Raw genomic sequence first — 22,848 nt, forward strand, 5'->3', positions numbered from 1 at the left:
AAAGATCACATAATATACATTATGGAACATCTAGGCGGTTTGGCTCGTGTTGCTTTTTGCGCTTAAACCGCTGTTCGAGCCGCCGTGAATTCTTTGATACAGTGCGGTTTCGGCTGCTGCTCCCCATTACCAGTCAATTGACGATTCCCCGGAATGGTCATCGGCGGTTCTTTCAGCGCTCCGCGTTTCGGAGCCACGATCTGGAGCGATGTGCTGAAGCCGTCGCTGGAGTTCTCTGTCAATCTCCACGCCGAACGAGTCGAGCACGTCGGCGATGTGGTTCGCGAATGAAATGGTTGAAGTTCCCGCGAATAGCAGTCCAATTGCCATGCCTGTTGTCTGTTCAAGGATGAGTGCCCCGGAATCGCCCTGCTCGCTGAACGGAAGGGCATCGATCGATTTAATCGCGATCTGATCGTGGAACAGAATCGTCCCGATGTCGTAGGGTACCTTGAGGTCCGCTGACGCTGTCTACGTAGCCCCTGGTGTAGCCGGTCGTGCGCCCGAATTTCTCGACGATCGTGTTCAGCGCCGCGGACTTGGTGCCGGCAGGCGGGCCGATTGCCAAAATATCGGCGATGGCGAGTTGCGGCTTAAGCAGACGGTCGCCGACGCTAAGCGGCGGCGGTAAAATCAAGTCTTCGCGCCCTGTTAGGGTAACGCCCTTGAGAGTCTAGAAAATTTGTAATCTTCATGCTACATATTCGCTAAATCTGTAGTGCGAAGGTGCCAAATGCCCACTCCCCATAATCCTCCTGTGGCGGTACGGCGCGCGCTGCGCAAGCTTGGGGCGGACATCCACGATGCCCGTCGACGCCGACGGCTGCCAATGGCAGTCGTAGCTGAGCGCGCCTTTACGTCTCGTTCGACATTGCAAAGAGTTGAAGCCGGCGACACCAACGTCAGCATCGGCATTTATGCTAGCGTCCTGCAGGCGCTCGGCCTGCTCGACGGCCTAAGCCGGGTTGCCGATATCAGCAACGACAGCGTCGGGCAGGCGCTGGCCAGCGCAGATTTGCCCAAGCACATCCACCTCAAGCGGCCGAGCGGATCGTCCCGCGATGGCTGACTTTGAGGTGCATATCGATCTGCACGGCCGTACGCGCCCGATAGGACTGGCGAGGAGAAACCGCGGCCGAGGCGCGGAGACCATCCTGTTCGAGTACGATGGAGCATGGCTTGCGGACCCGGACCGCTTCTCGCTGGAGCCAGCACTTGCACTGACGCGTGGTGCCTTCGCTCCCCCTGCCGGATTGGCGACTTTCGGCTCCATCGGCGACTCGGCGCCGGATACTTGGGGCCGCCGCCTCATGCAGCGCGCTGAGCGCCGCCTCGCCGAACGCGAAGGCCGTGCCGTTCGTACCCTTGCGGAAAGCGACTACCTGCTCGGCGTGGCCGACGAGACCAGGCTTGGCGCGCTCCGCTTCCGCTGGGTCGGCGACGAGGTCTTCCAAGCACCGATCCGTACCGGCGTCCCTGCCCTGATCGAGCTTGGCCGTCTGCTTCAGATCACCGAACGGATCCTGCGGGACGAGGAAACGGAGGAAGACCTTCAACTCATCTTCGCGCCCGGCTCCTCCCTCGGCGGTGCGCGGCCGAAGGCGTCGGTCATCGACCAGCATGGCCATCTCTCCATCGCCAAGTTTCCGAAGGAGACCGACGACTACAGTATCGAAACCTGGGAGGAGATCGCGCTGCGGTTGGCCGGTCAAGCAGGCATCGCCACCCCACAACACGAACTCGTCGAGGTAGGCGGCAAAGCGGTCATGCTGTCGCGACGCTTCGATCGTGATGGCGCAATCCGCATCCCCTTTCTTTCCGCAATGGCCATGACGGGCGCCAAGGACGGCGACCGCGGCAGCTACCCCGAAATCGTCGACGCCCTTGCGCAACATGGCGCACAGGGAAAGACGGACGCCCACGCGCTCTACCGGCGCGTCGTCTTCAACGTGCTCATCTCCAATGTCGACGATCATCTGCGCAACCACGGCTTTCTGTGGCTGGGAAAGGCGGGATGGTCGCTCTCCCCTGCCTACGATCTCAATCCCGTTCCGACCGATCTCAAGGCACGGATTCTGACCACTAACATCGATCTCGATGAAGGCACCTGTTCGCTCGACCTACTCGAAGCCGCGTCTGAATTCTTCGCGCTGACGCTGCCGCAGGCCCGCTCGATAATCAAGGAAGTCGCCACTGTCACCGCAAACTGGCGTGACACTGCGAAGCTGGTCGGTGCACGCAGCGCCGAGATCAACCGCATGGCAAGCGCCTTCGAGCATGACGACCTGAAGCGTGCACTGGCCCTATGACGAGAACCTTCCTTCACAGCCTCGACCCACCATCGGCCGGTCCCTTCACCGGCCCAACCGTCAACCTCGACGTTGCGGACATCGAGAATGCTGGAATCCGGTCCGCCTTCGATGCCGAGCCGCAGGGGTGCGGACGCGGCTATCGGCATCCTAAGACAGACCGCAGCTTCGCGTCAGTTGACCAGTCCTAGCGCCGTCATCCAGCAGAAGCGCACGGTCGGCATGTTGAGTGGACTTGCAGTAGGCTGACAAGTGGGGTGACTACGAGCCAGCGCTATGACCCGCAGTTTGCAATCCATACTACCTACCCAAAAGCCCGCTAAATATGCGAAATTTCCCTACATGCCCCAATCCGCATAGGTTCAACAGCGTGAAGCAGCGTGAAACAGCGGTATCCTCCGTGCCCCCATCGTGACTGACTGTGCTGCACAATCATCCTACCTGCTGCCGCCGTTCTTCACTCGGGACGCAGTACAACCTAAGACTTAGGTCCGACACGCTCAGGCAAAGGTCGTAGTTGCATTGCCGAATCCGATTTGCTCTGACATTCCTTGGTGAGCGCCAACGGCACCGATGGCGCTTGGGATCCCAGAGCACCCCCAGCCCCAAGCGACCAGATGCTCTGGGATCCCCTCTTCTCGCGCCATGCGCGCGGCGCTCCCCAGCCTTGGTGAGTTCCGCATGTCCCAGAACTGGATCGGAGGAACTCGGGCAGGGAACGCAATGTTCGTGCCCCCCAGGCCGATTGTTACCGGCTGCTGCAGGAAGTTCGCGAATACGGCACCTGGGAAAACTTGGCTCGAGTTCTCTCTCGATGGAATCACCGAAATAGCCGAACAAGCATTTGAGACTGCCAATCGGATTGCACGACTGTTCGACGGCGACCGCATCATAAGAGAGTCTGAACGTGTGGAATTGGTCCTACCTGGGCAACCATCGCGACGCTGCTGCAGGCAGCGAAGATGACAATATCAATCCGCTTGCTTCGCTCACCCAGACCCTCGAGCGCATTGCCAACGGCTGGCCGAGCTCAGAAATCGACGCGCTCATGCCGTGGAACTACGCCCGCTGAACGGCCTGGGCTTGCCGTTTACGCGTTGATCGTCGGCATAGTCAGTCCACTTCGCTTCATTGCTGCGGTGGCGGTCAGATAAGGGCTTGTGCACATAGATTCGTGGATCTGGAAAGTGATGGACTATTTTAGCGAAGGAGATGTCTGAGGGCCGAAGGAGCCTACCCGATGGCCGACTGATACAGGCAGTCCTTGATGCCGTTCGATCATAGAAGAGCACCGGACTTCCCGCCGCAGGCTACCTCCTCAGCACTCCATCGTCGCGCGAGCGTGGAATTCTCCGCCAAATAGCGGAGTGAGGGTAGGCTCGGAGAGCAGAAACCCTTGAACATGCGTTGCCCCTGCGGCCTGCGCGGCTTCGAACTGCGCATAGGTTTCAACGCCTTCGATGACCACGATCGGCGCGACGCAGGATGCAAGACCGACCATGTGCGAGAGAAAACGCTCCGCGTCACTACGATTCAGACGCAGGAAAAATCCGTCGATCTTCACGATGTCGACCGGCAGCGACAGGAGCGCCTCAGGCGTCGAGAACCCTGTGCCGAAGTCATCGACGGCAATCCTGTAGCCGAGCGCCTGCAGATTTTGGAGGAACCGGCCGGCCGCCGGAATTCCCGACATGGGCAGGCTTTCCGTCAATTCGAGGACAAGCCGCGGTGCAAACCGCGTGTTTGTAGACAGCAGATCGTAGAGAAGCGTTCTGTTGCGTTCGTCGGAAATGCTCTCGACCGAAATGTTGCAGCCGAGGACACCGTGCGGCTGGCATGCGAGCCAGTCAAAAGCCAGGGCGAGCATATGTCTGTCGAGTGCCGCGATGCGGCCAGCCGCCTCCAGATAGCCGACGAACTCGCTCGCTGCCATGATTTCGCCGTCGGGTTTGACGAGCCTTCCCAGGCATTCTGAATAAAGGACGCTGCCGACATCGGCGGCTGAGTTGATGTGTTGAAGTGAAAAGCCAACGCGTCTGTTTCTTACTGCCTCGTCGAAGGCCTCGGCAACACGATCAAACATTCGAACTCCGCCTGGTTGGCAACCGACCCGACAACAGTCGCCGGAGCCGGCTGCCTGTCTTTGTTTTACTGGGCAATTTCCGCGTCCGGATCCGTCTCATCCACTGTCGCTGGCGGCAGAGTTTCGCGGATTTCGTCGATCTTTCCGACCGCAGGGCCAACACCGAGGATCTCCTTGGCCTCATCGACCATGTCGTCGGTCACGACACCGTCCTTGGTGAAGCCGGCGAGCGCATCGCGCAACGCTTCGTCGCTCAAGGCCGGATCCGCGGGGACGGCATCCACGCCATTTTCGGCCTCAAACTCGGCATAGGCCTTCGCGTAGGCCGAGATTCCGGCCATCTTCGGATCGTTCGAATTGAGGTAAGCGTGATAGTTGCGGTTGAGCGAAGCGAAACCCGGTGTTGCTCCCGGCGTCACAGGTTCAACCACCGGCTCAACGACAGGCTCAACAACAGGCTCAATCACCACCGGCGCTGGTTTGACGACCTTTTCGGCCTTCACCGGTTTAGACGCATTTTCTTTGCTCTTCGAAACGTTCGACTTTCGGTGCGACTTCTCGCCGGACTTGCTTCCCTTCGTCTCCTTCGTCTCCTTGGTGCTCTTCGCTTCGTCGGATTTACCGTGGCCGGAATTGCCGCCACGATCGCCGCCGTGGCCGCCTCCATGATCGCCGCCGTTACCGCCCTTGGCATAGGCGACCCCGCTCAGCGCCAAGCTGCCGCCAGCCACGGGGGCGATTGCCAGCGTCAATGCCATGATGCCTCGTGCGACTAGTTTCGTCGTCGTAGCCATGTGAAACTCCTTATTCCGACTTGCTATTACTGTCCTCTCGCAGAACCGAGCGGACGGCGTTTGATGCAAGGACGATATCTGCGCGCCGGAAACGGCGCCACCGGCCCCCGACCATTGCCTACGTGCCCGGGACTTAGGTCTGAGCCTGGGGACATCAAAGGTCCGATCAAAATTGCTGAGATTGCCACGCCATTGACCGCGTCCTGAGAGTGGTTAGGTTGGAGTGGCCTTGCTACAATCGTCACGCCGTACGAGCCGGCGGCCCGATCCGAGAGACCTGGTGCGCGTAAATCAACTCATCACCCGTTGGAATTCTCAATCGCTTGCCACGCAGTTCCTGCTGATCGGAGGTGCGGTTGCTGCATGCGCCATGGTGCTGATCGGAGCCTTCGTTTCGAACAGGATCGAAGATGCCGTCACCCGAAACTCGGCCGCGACGACAGCACTCTACGTCGATAGCGTGATCGCGCCGCTGTTGCCCGACATGCAGAAGAATGAAGTCCTCGACGAGACCGTGGCTCGCGCGCTGGACGAGACCCTTGGCCAGGGCGCATTGGGCGATCGGCTTCTCTCCTTTCGCCTTTGGCGCGCGGACGGTACGCTCCTCTATTCGAGCGACCGGGCCGCTGTCGGTACGAAGGTCGGGCTCAGTGGTGAATTGCAAACCGCATTCTCCGGCAAGATGGCCGCACGCTTCGATCCGGAAGGAGAAGTAGCGGCTGACAAAGGTTCGGCCGTGCCGGCGCTCGTTATTTACAACCCCGTGCTGCAGCCCTGGTCCGGACAGGTGGTTGCGGTGTCGGAGTTCCACGAAGTTGCCAATGAGTTTCAACAAAGTCTCAACCAAGCGCGTGTGCACACCTGGCTGGCGGTTGCAGCCTTCACGCTCGCCTTCTTTGTTGTGCTGTCGGCAATCGTACTTCGCGGCAGCAAGACGATCGAGATCCAGCGTCATGCCCTCAAGCAAAGGGTCGATGAGCTCTCGGCATCGCTCGCCCAGAACGAAATCTTGCGGGGTCGCCTCCAGCGCGCGTCGCAGCGCGCCACCGCGTTGAACGAAAGCTATCTGAGACGCATCGGGGCGGACCTGCACGATGGCCCTGCCCAACTCGTAGCCTATGCGTCGCTGAGGTTGGACAGCGAAGCCTTGAAGCGCAGCAAAATGCCGATCGCCACGCGAGATCGCGAAATCGCTGCGATAAAGGCGAGCTTGGACGAAGCGATGCAGGAGATTCGCACGATCTGCGGCGGTCTGGTCCTGCCGCAGATCGAGACAGCGGGTCTGACTGAAATCCTCGAGCGGTGCGTAAAGGCGCATCAGCAGCGGACGGGGGCGCCGGTCGAACTGCAGTTGATGAAGCCTCCCGAACGCCTCTCGCAGGCCGCGAAGATATGCATCTACCGATTCGTGCAAGAGACGCTCAACAACGGCTTTCGTCACGGCGGCGGTATTGGGCAACGGGTGTCTCAGCGGATGGATGGCGACCGCGTCATGATCGAGGTTGTGGACAATGGACCCGGTTTTGATCCGGACACAGTTCTGCCCACAAGTCTTGGTCTTGCCGGCCTCAGAGAACGGATCGAAAGTCTCGGAGGAACGTTCGAGGTCGTCACAGCGGCGACTGGGACAACCGTTCGCATGACGACCAGCGTCAGGGAGCTATGAACAATTATGGTGTTTCCAATTCGCGTTGCTGTCGTGGACGATCACCCCTTGTTTCGGGAAGGTGTGATCCGCAGCCTGTCGGAGATCGAGGGCTTCGAAATTGTCGCTGAGGGCAGCTCGAAGGATGATGCCGCCCAGATCGCGGAGAACCTTCGGCCGGATGTCATGCTCATGGATATTTCCATGCCCGGCGGCGGGCTGGAGGCGATACCGGCGGTCCTGCATATCGTCCCGTCGCAGAAGATTATCATGCTCACCGTTTCCGAAGACGGCGATGACGTGACAACTGCACTGGATCGAGGGGCCACCGGCTATGTGCTGAAGGGCGTTGGCGCAAGAGCACTTGCCGACGTCATTCGCACGGTGGCTTCGGGGGACCGCTACGTTGCGCCGACCCTGTCGGCCAAGCTCCTGTCCAGCCGGGCGCCGGCGGCGGGCAGCAAGTCTGGTCTGGTCGCCAACCTAACGCCTCGTGAACGGGAGGTTCTGGAATTGGTGGCAGCCGGCATGAGCAACAAGCATGTTGCAATCGAGCTTGACCTCCAGGAAAAGACCGTAAAGCATCACATGACGCAGATCATGACGAAGCTTGGGGCCGCCAACCGCACCGAAGCGGCGATGGTGCTGCGCGATGCGCGCGACGTCTGATCCACATCGAACCAGAACCACATAACCGGCTTTATGCGACCGCCGCCGGCTAATGCAGGAACGAATCGATTCGTTTTCTATCGATCGCCGTCGCGCGGCGGTTGATGATCGTGCGTCCGCGGGCATCCTTCATGATGTAGCGGCCATTCGCAATTTCTTCGGTAATGCCGCCTTCGTGGCGAACGCCGACATCCTCTCCCTTGGCCTTTGCGTTGCCACGATTGGAGTTGTTGGAGCGGTCGCTGTTGGAGTTAGAGCGATCACCGCCATTCGAACTGCCGCCCCCGTTCCCGCCGCCATTTCCTCCACCGTTCCCGCCGCCATTGCCGCCCCCGCCTCCGCCACCATTGCCATTGTTGGCGAAGGCTGCCGACTTGACGATCGTAAGCCCGGCGCCCGACGTTTCGACGCTATAAGGTAAAGAGATGGCGAGGGTGCAGACTGCCGGCCAGAATGCTGTCAGGATCATCCGACGCGTGATCATCATATCTCCAAGGTCTTTTCGTGCGCAAAGCGCACTCGGCGCGGCGGGCAACAAACCGACTTTGCCCCTGACCGAGACACGCAGTCAACTCGCCCCGGCAAAGATCCTGCCTGTACCGGACCTTTCCCCCCAGCCCGGCCGGACCTTCGTCCCATCCAAACCAGACTATGGTCGGAAGACCGGGCGGGGATCCGTGGACGAGATCCGGCAGATCAGATCGGCAGACGCGCTTGAGCCTGTTCTGCTGACTATTGTCGGGTTGAGCGTGCGGCCGCAGTCCGGCCAAAAAAGACGGCCCCCCGAGGAGTTCTCCCTAAGGAGCCGTTGAGGTAAACGAAGAGGCCAAGTGTCAGGATTGCCGATCTGTGAAGGCTTCCGGTTGACCCCAGTTGTAGGCTTACCGTAGGGCGGGCCTGGAAACTGCCGCTCCGGTGTATGGAGCGTCTCCAAAAGGTAGAGAGGAGCTAAAGTGTCCGCCATGGGACTTCAGTCTCAATCCTTGCGGCAAAAGTCTTAGTTCGGCTGTCGCGCGTTCCGGTGCTCCGGTCTTCAAGCTTCGATCCGTGACTGTGCCACGATGGGCTGGTACAGCCGGTTGAGGAGTAGATTAGTTGCCGGCTTCGTTGTCCAAGGTTCCACCATATGGGACCTAAGTCCTATATAAGGCGGCAAAGGTCCTACTCTCCTTGCCGGGCAATTCGATCGCGGAATATCCTGATACAACCTTGGCGTCATCCACCGCCAAGGTCGCAAAAGTGGCTCCAGAGTCGCTTGCGACGCCTTTCCGGGCGACTCTGGGTCACAGCATCAAGCTTCTGGTGGTTGCATTCGCGCTGAAAACGATCGCCCCTCATGTGATCCTGTTCCCTTCCGCGACATTTGTGACGTCTCGACCCGTTCAGCCACAACACTATCGATGCCGTTGAGCTAATCTGGCTTCGAAGCGTGGTACAGCCACTGGTATATTAGCTAGTCATTACGGATGACTTGAAGGGTTCATAAAAGGGGCGTAGCGTCCAAGTCTAAATCAAGAGCCTCTTAGTAGAGCGCATAAGAAGGCGTGACGATAACACGCACGAGGGGAAATATTTACCAGACAAAATCTGCTTATCGAAGTGGAAAACGACCCCGTCGCTTAGGTGGCTGGGGTTTCTTTCTTTGACCCATTCGTTCTATTGGGAGATTGATCGATGGCATTGGATATTCTCACTCAAGACATCATCATCGACGAAAGCACCGGCCTTACGGACGACGATATTGACTCGTCGGCCAGCACCAACACCACGTTGCTGTATCTCCTAAGCCTCGACGATCCGGGCGGGCTGACTTCACCTGAGGTCGCCTATCAAGCCAATTTCGTGCAGGCCTCGGCGAGCGCCGGGGAAACCATCAACTCGGTCATTCTGGCGCAGAATGACTCGGGAACGCCATTCTCCACTACCGTCGGCGTGAACAGCGGCATTCGCACGGTCGATGGCAATTATGTCTGGCTGTTCCAGGATCCAACGCATCCAAATGTCGTGATCGGCGTCATTGGCACCTCCGACCCGGCCGTTGAGCCCGATGAGACCGGACCGCTGGCCTTCGCCTTTGGGCTGGATCCGACAAGCAATGCTAATGCCGACCTCTACCTGGTTCAATACGTACCGTTGTTCCATCCGGATCCGGACCAAATCGATGAACGGATCGATCTGACTGACAAGGTCTTCGCATCGGTCTCCGGGACGACGGTGGTTAGTTTCACAGGCCAGAACGCCGCGCCCGGCAATCATGATTTTTACCTGATCAATTCGCCCACCGACGCCTCCAAGCAGTTGCTTGTGACGGGTTTCGTGAATTCAGCAAATGCCACCGCCAACGTGAGTACGCAAGGATTCGGCGTCAATAACCAAAGCATCAATCCGACCGAAACGCTGCAGGTCGATTTCGTCACCGGCGGCAACCTCGCGGCGGGTAGTGGCTCGCAAATCCAGTACGGCAGCCATCTCAACAACGTCACGCAGGCTGGGTTCACGATCAACCAGGTCACGCCATCCAATCCGAACCTGCGGGTGGACATCACTATCAAGGCCTTCGACAATACCGGCAACGAGCAAGGGGCAGACTTCTACAACGGAACAACGACAAATGCCGTGGACATCGTCAGCGTCAAGCTAACGGGCAAATCCGGGTTTGCCACCACCATCACCGCTGATGGCACCTATGCCACGGGTAGCGGCAGCGTTACCATCACGGGCCTTAGCGGCACAGGAAACGCCGTCACCATCACCGGGCTGGACAACGTCACAACCGTCGATATCACGACCGCCAGCCAGATGGACCGGCTGACGGTCACGGGGGTCGATGCGAACGAAGGCTGCGACATCACAGAGTTCCATTTCACGTCGCAAACTCCCAACGCCCACGTCGAACAGGTCGGCTCGTTCATCAACTTCGACGACTCCGGGCCAACGCTTTCGATCACGGCAGCACCGGTGGTCGGTGCCGCCGAGGTGGTCGAGGCGAGCGGGGTCGGCGGGCAGAGCCAGGCAACGATCACCGCCCCGACCTTCAACGCAAGCGCGGTCGACGGCAAGACGGCAAATGTGACCTACGCACTCACCCTGGCGGGCGCAACGGCGACAGGGCTACAGACCACGGATGGCAACCATGCGATCATGTTGGTCGCCGACTCGGCCAGCCAGATCTCGGGCAAGTTCGACAGCGATGGTAACGGCTCTCTCGATGCAACAGCGTTCACGGTGACGCTGTCCGGCACGACGGTGACGCTGACCTCGTCGGTCGCCCTCGAGCACTCAAACGCACCGCAAGGTGCGGGCGAAGACAACACGCTCGACCTCAACGGCCTGATCAAGGTCGTGGCGACGGTGACAGTGACGGACGGCGACCAGGACGTCGTGTCACAGCAAAGCACCAGCTCGGCGCTGTCACTGACGATCGACGACACCGATCCGACACTTTTGATCACGGCAATACCCGTGGTCGGCGCAGTCGAGGTGGTCGAGGCTAGCGGGGCTGGCGGACAGAGCCAGGCAACCATCACCGCCCCGACCTTCAACGCAAGCGCGGTCGACGGCAAGACGACGAATGTCAGCTACGCACTCGCCCTGGCGGGCGCAACGGCGACAGGGCTACAGACCACGGACGGCAACCACGCGATCACGCTGGTGGCCGACTCGGCCAGCCAGATCTCGGGCAAGTTCGACAGCGATGGCAACGGATCTCTCGATGCAACGGCGTTCACGGTGACGCTGTCCGGCACGACGGTGACGCTGACCTCGTCGGTCGCCCTCGAGCACTCAAACGCACCGCAAGGTGCGGGCGAAGACAACACACTCGATCTCAACGGCCTGATCAATGTCGTGGCAACGGTGACGGTGACCGACGGCGACGAGGACGTCGTATCGCAGCAAAGCACCAGCTCAGCGCTGTCGCTGATCATCGACGACACCGATCCGACGCTTTCGATCACGGCCGCACCGGTGGTCGGCGCTGCCGACGTGGGCGAAGCGAGCGGGGCTGGCGGGCAGAACCAGGTGACAATCACGCCCCCGACTTTCAACGCAAGCGCAGTCGACGGCAAGACGGCGAATGTGAGCTACGCACTGGCGCTGGCGGGCGCAACAACGACCGGGTTACAGACCACCGAAGGCAACCATGCGATCACGTTGGTGTTCGACTCGGCCAACCAGATCTCGGGCCAGTATGACAGCGACGGGGACACCGTCCTCGATGCGACGGCGTTCACGGTGACGCTGTCCGGCGCGACGGTGACGCTGACGTCGTCGGTTGCCCTTGAGCATGCAAACGCGCCACAGGGCGTCGGCGAGGACAACACCCTCGACCTCAGCGGTCTGATCAACGTCGTGGCGACGGTGACGGTGACGGACGGCGACGAAGACGTCGTGTCTGAACAAAGCACGAGCTCGGGTCTGTCGCTCACCTTCAACGACACCGATCCGACGATTACGGTGACGTTCGACGGTGACCAGACCGGTGCCCCTGGAACCCATGAGACGCTGGCCAACACGCTCAACGCTACGGCGATCGGGGCCTTTGGCTACGACATGACGGACAAGCACACGGCCTCAGAGTATGCGGCGGGCGTCAGCGACTTTGTCGATGTCAACGGTACTTTGACGGGCATCCAGATCGGGCTCACCGGCACTGTCGACAACACACAGAACCCGGACATCACCCAAGCGGTCGCAACGCTGACGGCCGAGACTGCGGCATCCGCGTCGTTCAATTTCTCATTCCACTACGACAAGGATCCGATCACGGCCGGCGTGCAGGACGCAACGGCGGGCGGCACGCTCGTCTTCGACAAGGCGGCCGACACCTATACCTTCACCTTGACGGACGTGATCGACGGGTTCAGCTTCGACGTGCTGCACACCAATGAGCTCTTGGCTAAGCAGCCAACGGGCAACACCGGCCATCCGCTGATCGTGGCGGAGCAGCTAACGGCCAACAACGATCCGGATCCGTTCTTTGTTCAGTTCACAGGGAACTCGATTACCCGGCAGATCGGGTTCGGGTTCAACTCAACCGGTGACGGAGCACCGAATGGACCGCCTACAGATACGGCGTTCACGCAGGGTGCCCATGATATGGTCACCAATGCCAACGAAGACTGGGTTAGTGCGACCCAGGCGACAAATGGCGTCGCCGGCGACACGATCCAGAAGGGTGAACTCCTGACCCTGCGGTTCTTCGAGGAGAACATCCTGTCGGATGTAAGCCCGAACTCCCCCGGCGGTGGCACTGAGCGACTTGATCCGACCGCGAGCGCCAGCGGCGTCGTCATCAAATTCGATGGCATCGGCAACAGTGAAGACCTGGTGCTGATCCTCGATCTGAAGGATGCCAACGGCAACGAGGTGACGAGAGCGGTCAACGTGGAGAACGCGGATCTGATCAAGGGGAACGCCAATATCCCCTTCCCGTACAGCACCGAGTTCACGCTGGATAACAACGATGCCCTGCTCATCATCGAACAGAACGACTACACCGTCGCCGGCGAGACCTACCAGATCCAGGGCATCCAGATCATGCAGAGCGCCAACGGGTTGACGGGCAACGCCATCAATCTCATCGGCGCGACCGGGGACAATGGCGGCAGCCATGCCACCACCAACCTGACCGCTTTCGACCCGACCGATAACGACGTCCTGAAGATCGTCGACATCGGGTTTGTCCAGCAGACCAGCGGGACAATCGACGCCAACCTCGACTTCGCATTCCAGGTCGTGGACGCGGACGCTGACCAGACAGCGACGCAGCACATACTTGTTGACGTCTCCTGACACGTCTCCGCGGGGGCAGCCAAGCCTGCCCCCGTGTTCTGTTGCACCGAATGTCATGCCGGGTGGGTTCTACCGGACGGACATAGTCAGAGATCCATATGATGAAAACCAGCCAACAGCGCCCTGCCCTGCAGGTTGTGATGAAAGAAGCCAGCCGCGCCATCCGGTCACTTATCTGGTTCAGTGCCGGCATCAACGTGCTGATGCTGACCGGCGCGATCTATATGCTCCAGGTCTACCATCGCGTGTTGTCCAGCCACAGCCTGGAAACGCTGGGGATGCTATCGCTGATGGCGGCAGGCGCGCTCGTCACCATGGCCGGGCTGGAAATCGTGCGTGGGCGTCTGCTCGCCATAGTCGGATCCTGGATGAACGCGCGGTTGGCGCCGGTCCTCCTCACGGCAGCGGTGGAATATGCCGCTTCAGCGCCCGGCCAGGTCAATGCCCGTCCATTGCGCGACCTGGATCAAGTCCGGAATTTCTTCACCAGCCCGAGCATCTTCCCGATCCTTGATGCACCCTGGGCGCCGCTGTTTTTCGGGGCGATATTCCTCATGCATCCCTGGCTCGGGTGGTTGGCGCTGGGTGGAGGAATCGTCCTGTTCGGGTTGGCACTGCTCAACGAATATCTCACACGCAAGCCGTTGACCGAGGCGCAAAGCGCCCAGTCGCGTGCCTACTTGCAGGCCGAGGCGACCATCCGCAATGCGGAGGTCGTGCAGGCGATGGGCATGCTAAAGCCGCTGCTGGAGGGGTGGAAGGCACAGCAGGATGAGGCGAACCAGGGACAGGTTCTCGCCGCCAACCGTGGCGGCGTCATCGCGGCCATTGCGCGGTGTCACCGCTTGGCGTTGCAAATGGCGATCCTGGGCCTTGGGGCCTATCTCGTCCTTCGCAACGAAGCCTCGCCCGGCATCATGATCTCGGCCTCGATCCTCATGGGGCGCGCATTGTCCCCGGTCGAGCAGGCGATCGGCACCTGGAAGGCGACGGTCGGCGCGCGGGCCGCCTATCGTCGGCTTGCCGCAGTCGCCGGTAAGCACCTGGAGGCCACGCCGGTTCTGCCGCTCCCGCGACCGAAGGGTAGATTTGAGGCCGAGAACCTCATGCTCGCCCGGCACGGCGGCGAACATATTCTGAAAGGGATCAGCTTCCAGCTCAAACCGGGTGAGGTCATGGCGTTGGTCGGCCCAAGTGCCGCCGGCAAGACGAGCTTAGCGCGGATACTGGCCGGTGCCTGGCGCCCATCCGGCGGACGCGCGTTGCTGGATGGCATGGACGTCGCCCAATGGGCGGCGGAAGACCGTGGCCGCTATGTCGGATACTTGCCGCAGGACATCGAACTCTTCGCCGGTACTGTCTCCGAGAACATCTGCCGCTTCGCGAAGCTCGACGCGGCGGTCTTCAACAATGTGGTCAAAGCCGCGCAGTTGGCGGGAGTTCACGAACTGATCAAGGGATTGCCGAAAGGCTACTCTACCGAGATCGGCGAGTCCGGTGCTGCACTCTCAGGTGGCCAACGTCAACGCATCGGGTTGGCGAGAGCACTCTACGGCGACCCGGCACTTCTTATCTTGGACGAGCCAAATTCCAATCTCGATCGCGAAGGCGAGGAGGCATTGACCAGGGCCCTCAGCACGCTCAAGGCGGCAGGCACGACGATCATCCTGATCGCGCACCGACCGAGCATCATGGAAAAGGTTGACAGGGTACTCGTTCTCAATCGGGGCCAGCAAGATCTCTTCGGTCCGCGTGACTATGTCTTCAACGAACTCGCCCGGCGCAGCCGCGAGGTGGTTCAGATCCCGACCATAGCGGCGAACCAGGATCGCGCCCCCGGTCCGGCACGTCAATTCGTGGTCCGGAACCTTGTTGTGGGAGGAGTCTCAGGAACGGATGCAGGCGCTGCACAACCATCGGAGCGGAAACAGATATGACCGTTGTGCCGTTACCCGCCCCGCCGCCGTCGATACCCCAGCCGCTCCCCTTGCGTCTCGCGGGCGTGACCTGGGCCGGGTTCACAATCATGCTCCTCTTCTTCGGCGCGGCTGGAGGGTGGGCGGCGCTGGCACCCTTGGACAGCGCGGCAGTGGCACCGGGGGTTGTCAAGGTCGCCGGCGACCGCAAGCTCATCCAGCATCTCGAGGGCGGCATCATCGCGGAGTTGAACGCCGCCAACGGTGACATCGTCAAGGCTGGCAAGGTTCTCATCCGGCTCGACGACACGCAGGCAAAGGCCCAACTGGACCTGGTTCGGAACCGGATCGCAACGCGTGAAGCCCTGGTCGCCCGGCTCAGGGCGGAGCGCGACGACAAGGCCGAGATCGCTTTTGATCCGGCGCTGCTCGACAACACTGCGACCGCCGCTAAGGACGCGGTGGCCACTCAGCGCGACGTGTTCGCGGCCAAGCGTCGCAATTTGAGCGACGAGCGGTTCATTCTCGGACAGCGCCGCCACCAGGCCGAGGAGGAGATAACGGGACTGGAGACACTCGTTGCGACCGAGGACAGGCAGATCCAGGCTCTCGAGGGAGAAACCAAGGATCTTGAGGCTCTGCTCAAGAAGGCTCTGACCACCCGCGAGCGGAACCTGTTGCTCAGGCGGCAACAGCGGGAGATCGAGGGGGAGCGCGCCACAAATATCGCGGCGATCGCTCGTGCCAGAAGCGCCATGGCCGAGATTGACGCGCAAATCCTGAACCTCGACACCGTGCGGCTGAAAGAGGCTGTCGAGGATTTGAGCAAGGTCGAGGCGGAGTTGTTCGACCTCAAACAGCAGGAGCGTTCCGCCAACGACGTGCTTGCCCGCACCGACGTCGTCGCACCAGTCGACGGCATCGTCATGGATCTGAAGGTCCACACGGCCGGCGGTGTCGTGAAGCCCGGCGAAACGTTGATGACGGTGGTCCCGCTCGGCCAGCAACTCGTGATCGAGGCTATGGTCAAGCCGGAGGATGTCGAGACGATCGCCCCCGGTCAGCCGGCACGCGTCAGCTTCCCGGCCTTCGCCCGTTACAATCTGCCGCCGCTCGACGGCACCGTGGAGATCGTATCGGCGGACCGCATGGTGGAGGAACGCAGCGGGGCGCCATACTTCGCCGCGACCGTGTTGATTGACAGACACGAGCTCGCCAAGCTCGAGGGCCGCAAACTGTTGCCCGGCATGACAAGCGAGGCGATGATCCGGACAGGTTCCCGCACCGTACTTGCCTACCTTGCCGAGCCGATCACGCAGAACTTCCGTCGGGCGCTGCGGGAAAAATAGGCAAAAATAGACCCCAGTGCGATGGAAGAGCGACGCGAACGTTCGGCTTTCCGCGATCAAAAACGACCTTGATGGCGCGTCTGCCGTTTGTAACCGGGCAAACGCTGGCGCGGATCGACACCCGGCGGAGCGAAGGGAAGGTAGATAATCCCCTCGCCCTCCCCCTGCTGCCATCCGCGCGAGGCTGGCTGGGCATAGCACAGGCAGCATAGCGAGACTTTTCAGGTCTCGCTCATGGTGGGCGCGTCCAGTGCGCAATATGGCAACGCCTATAGAGCACCCCAGTCTTGTCGATTCGCACTGCCGTTGATGACGCGGTTTCGGTGCTGCCATGGGAGTCGTGCTGGCTGCTTCGCCCGGCGGGATTCTGCAGAGATATCAATTGCTTCAGGCGCAAGTCCCTCCCGCCTGACGGGCCATGACGGGCTTTTCGAGAAGGCCGCCATTTGAAGCGGTTGGCTTCCAATCCTGCCGCGCGCTCAGCTCGAATATGCGCAGCGAGAAATATTCTCCAGACTTCCGCTTGACACCCCACTAGGTATGCCCCTATCAGCTTGTAGGCCTAACCCTACAAGCGGACGCCGTGCATCACTCTCAATCACCCTCAGCGCCCGCGCTGTCCCTCGCCGACCTTCCTGGTCCAGACGTCGCCATCCGCCGCTTGCGCCACCCGGGACGGTGGATCAGTGGCGGCCTCGTCATCCTGCTGCTCGCCGTGATCGGACGCGCTTTCGCGGTCGGACAGATCCAGTGGACCGTGGTCGGTGAGTTCCTGACGGCGGGCGTCATCGTCACCGGGTTTGGCTGGACACTCCTGATCTCCGCCTGCGCGTTGGTGCTCGGCGTCTTGCTCGGTTTCGCTTTCGGCATCATGCGGCTGTCGGAAAATCCGATCCTGCGCTTTGCCGCATGGCTCTATGTCTGGGTGTTCCGCGGCACGCCGGTGCTGCTGCAGCTTCTCATCTGGTTCAACATCGCGCTGGTCTTTCCGAGGCTTTACATTCCCGGTCTCGTCGATGCCCGCATGGTCGATGTGGTGACGCCCTTCGTCGCCGCGGTCCTCGGCCTCGGCGTCAACGAAGGATCCTATCTGACGGAGGTCGTCCGCGGGGGCATCGCTTCGGTCGACAAAGGCCAGAAGGAAGCAGCCCATACGCTCGGCATGACACCCGGGCAGACAATGCGGCGCATCATTCTGCCTCAGACCCTGCGGCTGATCCTGCCGGTGCTCGGCAACAGTGCGATCGGCATGCTCAAGTTCTCCTCGCTTGCCGCCACCATCGCCATGGGCGAGATGCTGAACGCGGCGCAGCGCATCTACTTCATCAACGGTGCCGTTATCGAGCTCCTGTTCGTCTGCGCCGTCTGGTACCTGGCCGGAACCACCGTTCTTTCGATAGGCCAGTATTATCTCGAGCGTCATTTCGGCCGCGACGCCGCAGCGACCACCAGCGATCGCCGCTGGTTCAAACGATGGGCGCGGCGTCCCGCCGTGGCGGGTGAAGCATGAGCCTCGCAGTCAAGGCGGTCGGTATCCGCAAGAGTTTTGGCAGCCACGAAGTGCTGAAGGGCCTCGATATGAACGTCACCTACGGCGAGGTGCTCTGCATCCTCGGGCCCTCGGGTAGCGGCAAGAGCACGTTCCTGCGCTGCATCAATCACTTGGAGACGCCGGATGGCGGCTATGTCTGGGTAGACGGCGCGATCATGGGTTACGAGCTCAGTCGCGGCGCGCTTCAGGAATTGCCGGTCAAGCGGCTGCGCGCCCAGCAAAGCCAGCTCGGCATGGTGTTCCAGCATTTCAATCTTTTCGCGCACCGCACCGTGCTCGGCAATGTCATCGAAGGGCCGATGGTGGTGCGCGGCCTGAGCCGCACCGAGGCCGAGACCCGCGCCATGGGCTTGCTGGAGCAGGTTGGCATGGCCGCCAAGGCATCAAGTTATCCGTCGCAGCTTTCGGGCGGCCAGAAGCAGCGAGTGGCCATCGCCCGGGCGCTCGCCATGGAGCCGCGCGTGATGTTGTTCGACGAGCCGACCAGCGCGCTCGATCCGGAACTCGTCGGCGAGGTGCTGGAGGTGATGCGCAATCTCGCGCGCGGCGGCACGACGATGATCGTCGTCACCCACGAGATCGGTTTTGCGCGCGAGGTCGCCGATCGCGTCGTCGTGATGATCGACGGCGAGATCCGCGAAAATGGCGCACCCCAGCAAGTTCTGAGCAACCCCGGCGATCCGCGCGTGCGGAGCTTCCTCAGCCGGGTGCTGGCCTGACGAAAAGAGTTCAATAAAGGGAGAACAGGAAATGAATCGAATGCTGCCGATGGTTCTGGGGCTTGCCTCCGCGACGTTCATCAGCCTTGCCGCGGGGAGCTTTGCGTGCGCCGCCGACGAGAAGTTGGTTGCCGCGCTGCCGGATGCCGTGCGCGATGCCGGCAAGCTGAATGTCACGATCAGCCTCGCCTATCCGCCGATGGAATATAGCGATGCCGGCTCGACGGAACTGAAGGGCTTCGACATCGATCTTGCGAAGGCAATCGCCGAGCGGCTCGGGCTGACGGCTGAGTTCCAGAACGTCGAGTTCCCGCAACTGATCCCGCAGGTCGTCACCGGTCGTTCGGACCTGATTATGACCGCCTTCTCCGACAAGGTGGAGCGCCAAACGCAGCTCGACTTCATCGACTACTTCAAGACCGGCAACGTCTTTTATTCGACCGCCGATCACCAGGGCGAGATCAAGGCCGAAGCGGATCTCTGCGGCAAGACGGTCGCGGTCGCGACAGGCACGAGCTGGGTCACCTGGGCGGAAGATGTCGGAAAGGCCAATTGCGCGCCCGACAAGCTGATCACGGTCATCCAGATCCCGACCCAGGCCGAACACATCATGCAGATCCGCCAAGGGCGCGCCCAGGCCTCCGTCATCGGTCTCGAGGGATTGCTCGACCTGATGAAGCAGGAGCCGGACAAGTTCTACCAGATCGGCGACGTCGGTGATGTCAACCACTACGGCATCGCGTTCGCCAAGGCGAACGGGCAACTGCGCGATGCCGTCAAGGGCGCGCTCGACGCGATGAAGGCCGATGGCACTTATGCACAGATCCTCGACCGCTATGGCTTGAAACAGGCTGCGGTCGAAGAGTTCAAGATAAACGGAGCCACGAAGTAACGAGAAACGCGCCGGAGCCTGCCTTGCCCCATCCTTCCATGTCAGACGCCTCAACCGCAGCGGGTGAACGCCCGGACGACCGAGTGTCCAGGCTACGCCTCGATCTCTATTCGAGCGAGCAGCTCTACCGGCAGCTCTATCGGGCGCTGCGCGCTGCGATCCTCAGCGGTGATTTCTCCGAAGGCGAAGCCATTCCCTCGGAGAACCAGTTGCGCGACCAGTTCGGGATTGCCCGAACCACCGTGCGCAACGCGATGGCGCTGCTGGTGTCGGAAGGGCTGGTCCAACAGGTTCGGGGCCGCGGCACGATCGTGTCGCACCGGCCGATCAGCCACAACATCTGGAACTTCGGCAGCTTTACGGAGCTCGCCCGCAGACAGGGCCAGCGTCCGGTGACGCGGGTGCTGGAACACCGGGTGGAGAACGGCGAACTCTTGCTGGTGCGCGCCCGTGGCCTTGCCAACGGCGACAGCGTGACGTGGCTGAACGTCGACACATCCGAGCTCGATCTCGCCCTCTACCCGGGTATCGAGCGTTACGATTTCGCGGCGCAATCGCTCTATGAGGTCTTGCGCCGCGACTATGACCGCCATCCCTTGCGCTCGGAATTGCTGCTGACCGTCGTGCCCGCCTCCGAACGCCTCAAGGAGGTCTTTGCCCCGGCGCCTGACGTGCCGGGCTACCTTTGCGCCAGCGGGGATGTGCTCGATGCCGACGACCGTTTGGTCGAGCGCACGTCGATCGTCTACTCGCCGGCGGTCCAGATGAAATTCGCAACGCGCTGGGGCCGCGAGACTGCTGCACACAGCGCGCAGGAGAACAAGACATGAGCCGCTTCGGCGACACCTTCACGACCCCAAAACCCATCCTCGGCATGCTGCACCTTGCTGGCGACGGCCCGGCCGCCAAGCTCGCCCAGGCGGAGGAAGAGGCCCGCATCATGGCAGGCGAAGGTGTCGACGGACTGGTCGTCGAAAACTACTTCGGCGATGCCGAGGATGTTGAGCGGGTGCTGGAGCGGCTTTTCGGCCTCGACCTCGGGACCCGCATCGGCGTCAATGTGCTGCGCGACGACGCGCGCGCTTTCGCGCTCGCCAGAACGTACCCCGTTTCCTTCATTCAGGTCGATTCCGTCGCGGGCCACCTGCCGCCGGATGCAGACGAACCCTTCGCAGCCGGCCTTGCCGCAAGACGCGAAGGCGTTTCCGCACTGTTGCTCGGTGGTGTGCGGTTCAAATATCAGCCGGTTCTGTCCGGCCGGACGGAATCGGAAGACGTGCGCATCGGCGCGTCGCGCTGCGACGGGCTGGTGGTGACCTCCGACGCCACGGGCCAGCCAACCGACATGGAAAAGGTGGAGCGCTTCCGCGCCGCGACCGGCGGAGCGACACCGCTACTGATCGGCGCCGGTCTGACTGAAGCCAATGCCGCGGAGCAATTGGCAAGGGCCGATGGCGCCGTTGTCGGTAGCTGGTTCAAGCACGATCACAAGGACACAGGCCGTGTCGCGGCCGCCCATGTCGCTGGACTGATGCGTGTCGTGCGCGGGATTAGGAGCGCCGTATGACCGCCGCCGATACCGTCCTGGCCGAGCCAGTCACGGCCACGAATTTTTCGCGATACGGCAAGGTCTATGACCTGACGGGCGACGCAGACCCCAACGTGATCTGGACCGCTGGGGACGGCTGGCATGACGGCTTCACGAAGACACCATTGATCGACGGTCGCGGCCATCTCGGCGTCACCCGCGGCGGCAGCGCGCCGTGGCACTGCAGCGCAATGGAGCGGCATCCACAAACCGAAGAGGCGATCTTCTGCCTCGCCCAAGCGGTAATTCTCGCGGTGGCACCAGCCTCGGATAGCGCCGCGCCGCATCGCGATGACATCGAGGCCTTCGTGGTCATGCCCGGGCAGGTCGTGGTGATGAACCGTAACGTCTGGCACGATGCCTGCCGGGGTGTTTCCGGTCCTGCGCCCTATTACTGGATGGCGGTTTGCGGCCTCGGCGAGAGTCCGTGGGTGCCAGTTTCCGGCGGCTCGAAGCTGGTGCAGGCCGTCCCGGGCGAAGGACCAATCGCATGACAAGCTTCTTCATCGGCGACGTGGCCCTCGATGAATACTACACCGCCGAGCGCTGGCCGGGTCGGGCCGACAAGGGCATGGTCAAGGAGTTACCGGCCGAAGCCGGCGGCTCTATTGCCAATGCCGCCGTCGTACATGCTGGACTTGGCGGCGAGACGCAGTTCATCTCGTTGCTCAACGATAGCTCCCTATCGCAACGACTGATCGCCGATTTGAAGGAGAACGGGGTCGGTGTCGACCACATGCTGATCGATCCGGGCATTCCGGAATCGAGGAACTTCATCTTTCTCGTCGATGGCGAACATGTCGTTCTGACGGTGGAGATGGGCGAGCAGCCGATGTGGCTCGACGCAGCCGCTCTCGGGGCGCTGCGCCTACCAGGGTTTCTATACACGACACTCTATCGTGTGCGCCGTCTCCATGCGCGGACGGATCAAGGTGTCCTCAAACAAGCCGACCTTCTTGCAGATCTGCGCCAACACGGCCGACGCGTCATCTTCGATCTCGATGTCGGCGGCTGCGTGCCGGAAGATATGCCTTACCTCGCCGGTGCCGCGGTCGTCATCTTTAACCAGGTCGGTTTCCGTGCTGCCTTCGGCCATGACGAAGTCACGATGATCGGCGACTGGATGCGGGAGCACAATATCAATTGGGTCGTCCGTACCCTTGCCGCGGATGGCGCCGAGGCCAGTAACGGTGACACGGTCCTTCGCGTACCCGGTTTTCCGGTTGACGTTGTCGACGTCACCGGCGCCGGCGACACGTTCGGAGGCACATTGACCTGGTGCTTGTCGCAAGGTCAGACCATCGAAGAGGCGCTGGACTTCTCCGTCGCCGCCGCCTCCCGCTCCGTCACCATCCACGGCCCGCGGGCCGGTAAGGCAAATTCCGAGGAGATCCACCGCTGGCTTAAGGAGGAACGGCAGACAAGGATGCGCTGAACCGCTGCACCAGCGCGGATCGTCCTTAAGTTGCGCCCGGGCCTTTCCGCTTTGTGCACGCGGCCGGCCGAAACAGCGTCGGTGCTTGCCGCCCCTGGGCAGGG

The 22,848-nt window shown here is 61.4% G+C and carries 18 protein-coding genes and 2 pseudogenes; 17 read left to right on the forward strand and 3 right to left on the reverse strand.

Annotation, left to right across the window (positions count from 1 at the left end; all coding sequences use genetic code 11):
- Positions 1-153: 153 nt before the first annotated feature.
- The 5 genes and pseudogenes from AC1Z3V_RS13175 to AC1Z3V_RS13195 form a co-directional block, all read left to right on the forward strand.
- On the forward strand, positions 154-291 hold the full coding sequence (locus tag AC1Z3V_RS13175) for a hypothetical protein (protein WP_483499434.1): 138 nt from the start codon (positions 154-156) through the stop codon (positions 289-291).
- 442 nt (positions 292-733) lie between these two features.
- On the forward strand, positions 734-1,069 hold the full coding sequence (locus tag AC1Z3V_RS13180; protein WP_483499436.1) for a helix-turn-helix domain-containing protein: 336 nt from the start codon (positions 734-736) through the stop codon (positions 1,067-1,069).
- Positions 1,062-2,309 (forward strand): type II toxin-antitoxin system HipA family toxin, encoded by a 1,248-nt coding sequence (locus tag AC1Z3V_RS13185; protein ID WP_483499438.1) that lies wholly within the window; start codon positions 1,062-1,064, stop codon positions 2,307-2,309. Before AC1Z3V_RS13180 ends, AC1Z3V_RS13185 begins: the two co-directional genes overlap by 8 nt.
- A 648-nt stretch (positions 2,310-2,957) precedes the next feature.
- Positions 2,958-3,233: pseudogene (locus AC1Z3V_RS13190) on the forward strand (hypothetical protein); the annotation flags it as partial.
- Positions 3,221-3,381: pseudogene (locus AC1Z3V_RS13195) on the forward strand (transposase domain-containing protein); the annotation flags it as partial. The pseudogenes AC1Z3V_RS13190 and AC1Z3V_RS13195, both read left to right, overlap by 13 nt.
- Positions 3,382-3,627: 246 nt before the next feature.
- Here the strand turns inward: AC1Z3V_RS13195 and AC1Z3V_RS13200 are convergent.
- Together AC1Z3V_RS13200 and AC1Z3V_RS13205 are read right to left on the reverse strand one after the other, a co-directional pair.
- Positions 3,628-4,392 (reverse strand): EAL domain-containing protein, encoded by a 765-nt coding sequence (locus tag AC1Z3V_RS13200; protein ID WP_483499440.1) that lies wholly within the window; start codon positions 4,390-4,392, stop codon positions 3,628-3,630.
- Between the two features lie 65 nt (positions 4,393-4,457).
- Positions 4,458-5,186, reverse strand: a complete 729-nt coding sequence (locus AC1Z3V_RS13205) for a hypothetical protein (RefSeq protein ID WP_483499442.1) — start codon at positions 5,184-5,186, stop codon at positions 4,458-4,460.
- A 280-nt stretch (positions 5,187-5,466) separates the two neighbouring features.
- Between AC1Z3V_RS13205 and AC1Z3V_RS13210 the strand changes: the two genes are divergently transcribed.
- Together AC1Z3V_RS13210 and AC1Z3V_RS13215 are read left to right on the forward strand one after the other, a co-directional pair.
- Positions 5,467-6,852 carry a sensor histidine kinase gene (locus AC1Z3V_RS13210; RefSeq protein ID WP_483499444.1) on the forward strand — a complete coding sequence of 462 codons (1,386 nt, stop codon included), beginning with the start codon at positions 5,467-5,469 and terminating at the stop codon, positions 6,850-6,852.
- 6 nt (positions 6,853-6,858) lie between these two features.
- On the forward strand, positions 6,859-7,500 hold the full coding sequence (locus AC1Z3V_RS13215) for a LuxR C-terminal-related transcriptional regulator (protein ID WP_429817952.1): 642 nt from the start codon (positions 6,859-6,861) through the stop codon (positions 7,498-7,500).
- A gap of 49 nt (positions 7,501-7,549) precedes the next feature.
- Here the strand turns inward: AC1Z3V_RS13215 and AC1Z3V_RS13220 are convergent, their stop codons facing one another.
- Complete coding sequence (locus AC1Z3V_RS13220) at positions 7,550-7,984, reverse strand: hypothetical protein (protein WP_483499446.1); 435 nt, start codon at positions 7,982-7,984, stop codon at positions 7,550-7,552.
- Between the two features lie 1,190 nt (positions 7,985-9,174).
- On the opposite strand from AC1Z3V_RS13220, the gene AC1Z3V_RS13225 reads away from it, so the two are divergent.
- The 10 genes from AC1Z3V_RS13225 to AC1Z3V_RS13270 all read left to right on the forward strand — a co-directional run bounded on the left by AC1Z3V_RS13225 (position 9,175) and on the right by AC1Z3V_RS13270 (position 22,744).
- Entirely contained in the window at positions 9,175-13,293 is a 4,119-nt protein-coding gene (locus tag AC1Z3V_RS13225) for a beta strand repeat-containing protein (protein ID WP_483499448.1), read from the forward strand.
- Between the two features lie 101 nt (positions 13,294-13,394).
- Positions 13,395-15,230, forward strand: coding sequence for a type I secretion system permease/ATPase (locus tag AC1Z3V_RS13230; protein ID WP_483499450.1), 1,836 nt, complete (start codon positions 13,395-13,397; stop codon positions 15,228-15,230).
- A complete protein-coding gene (locus AC1Z3V_RS13235; protein ID WP_483499452.1) occupies positions 15,227-16,558 on the forward strand; it encodes an HlyD family type I secretion periplasmic adaptor subunit in 1,332 nt (443 codons plus the stop codon). Before AC1Z3V_RS13230 ends, AC1Z3V_RS13235 begins: the two co-directional genes overlap by 4 nt.
- A 583-nt stretch (positions 16,559-17,141) precedes the next feature.
- Entirely contained in the window at positions 17,142-18,068 is a 927-nt protein-coding gene (locus tag AC1Z3V_RS13240; RefSeq protein ID WP_483499454.1) for an amino acid ABC transporter permease, read from the forward strand.
- Positions 18,065-18,829 (forward strand): amino acid ABC transporter ATP-binding protein, encoded by a 765-nt coding sequence (locus tag AC1Z3V_RS13245; protein WP_483499456.1) that lies wholly within the window; start codon positions 18,065-18,067, stop codon positions 18,827-18,829. The genes AC1Z3V_RS13240 and AC1Z3V_RS13245 overlap by 4 nt, the downstream gene beginning before the upstream one ends.
- Before the next feature lie 31 nt (positions 18,830-18,860).
- Positions 18,861-19,721, forward strand: coding sequence for an ABC transporter substrate-binding protein (locus tag AC1Z3V_RS13250; RefSeq protein WP_429817938.1), 861 nt, complete (start codon positions 18,861-18,863; stop codon positions 19,719-19,721).
- A gap of 83 nt (positions 19,722-19,804) precedes the next feature.
- Complete coding sequence (locus AC1Z3V_RS13255) at positions 19,805-20,551, forward strand: GntR family transcriptional regulator (protein WP_483499458.1); 747 nt, start codon at positions 19,805-19,807, stop codon at positions 20,549-20,551.
- Positions 20,548-21,288, forward strand: a complete 741-nt coding sequence (locus AC1Z3V_RS13260; protein WP_483499460.1) for a BtpA/SgcQ family protein — start codon at positions 20,548-20,550, stop codon at positions 21,286-21,288. The genes AC1Z3V_RS13255 and AC1Z3V_RS13260 overlap by 4 nt, the downstream gene beginning before the upstream one ends.
- Positions 21,285-21,803 carry an ureidoglycolate lyase gene (locus AC1Z3V_RS13265; protein ID WP_483499462.1) on the forward strand — a complete coding sequence of 173 codons (519 nt, stop codon included), beginning with the start codon at positions 21,285-21,287 and terminating at the stop codon, positions 21,801-21,803. Before AC1Z3V_RS13260 ends, AC1Z3V_RS13265 begins: the two co-directional genes overlap by 4 nt.
- Positions 21,800-22,744 carry a carbohydrate kinase family protein gene (locus AC1Z3V_RS13270; protein ID WP_483499464.1) on the forward strand — a complete coding sequence of 315 codons (945 nt, stop codon included), beginning with the start codon at positions 21,800-21,802 and terminating at the stop codon, positions 22,742-22,744. The genes AC1Z3V_RS13265 and AC1Z3V_RS13270 overlap by 4 nt, the downstream gene beginning before the upstream one ends.
- Positions 22,745-22,848 lie beyond the last annotated feature (104 nt).

It is taken from the genome of Ensifer sp. 38_S197 (assembly GCF_056924495.1).

Coding starts and splice junctions, on each gene's coding strand:
- AC1Z3V_RS13200 (WP_483499440.1), bottom strand. CDS start 4,392: ATGTTTGATCGTGTTGCCGAGGCCTTCGACGAGGCAGTAAGAAACAGA.
- AC1Z3V_RS13175 (WP_483499434.1), top strand. CDS start 154: ATGGTCATCGGCGGTTCTTTCAGCGCTCCGCGTTTCGGAGCCACGATC.
- AC1Z3V_RS13180 (WP_483499436.1), top strand. CDS start 734: ATGCCCACTCCCCATAATCCTCCTGTGGCGGTACGGCGCGCGCTGCGC.
- AC1Z3V_RS13260 (WP_483499460.1), top strand. CDS start 20,548: ATGAGCCGCTTCGGCGACACCTTCACGACCCCAAAACCCATCCTCGGC.
- AC1Z3V_RS13225 (WP_483499448.1), top strand. CDS start 9,175: ATGGCATTGGATATTCTCACTCAAGACATCATCATCGACGAAAGCACC.
- AC1Z3V_RS13220 (WP_483499446.1), bottom strand. CDS start 7,984: ATGATCACGCGTCGGATGATCCTGACAGCATTCTGGCCGGCAGTCTGC.
- AC1Z3V_RS13270 (WP_483499464.1), top strand. CDS start 21,800: ATGACAAGCTTCTTCATCGGCGACGTGGCCCTCGATGAATACTACACC.
- AC1Z3V_RS13230 (WP_483499450.1), top strand. CDS start 13,395: ATGAAAACCAGCCAACAGCGCCCTGCCCTGCAGGTTGTGATGAAAGAA.
- AC1Z3V_RS13185 (WP_483499438.1), top strand. CDS start 1,062: ATGGCTGACTTTGAGGTGCATATCGATCTGCACGGCCGTACGCGCCCG.
- AC1Z3V_RS13250 (WP_429817938.1), top strand. CDS start 18,861: ATGAATCGAATGCTGCCGATGGTTCTGGGGCTTGCCTCCGCGACGTTC.
- AC1Z3V_RS13265 (WP_483499462.1), top strand. CDS start 21,285: ATGACCGCCGCCGATACCGTCCTGGCCGAGCCAGTCACGGCCACGAAT.
- AC1Z3V_RS13245 (WP_483499456.1), top strand. CDS start 18,065: ATGAGCCTCGCAGTCAAGGCGGTCGGTATCCGCAAGAGTTTTGGCAGC.
- AC1Z3V_RS13215 (WP_429817952.1), top strand. CDS start 6,859: ATGGTGTTTCCAATTCGCGTTGCTGTCGTGGACGATCACCCCTTGTTT.
- AC1Z3V_RS13205 (WP_483499442.1), bottom strand. CDS start 5,186: ATGGCTACGACGACGAAACTAGTCGCACGAGGCATCATGGCATTGACG.
- AC1Z3V_RS13235 (WP_483499452.1), top strand. CDS start 15,227: ATGACCGTTGTGCCGTTACCCGCCCCGCCGCCGTCGATACCCCAGCCG.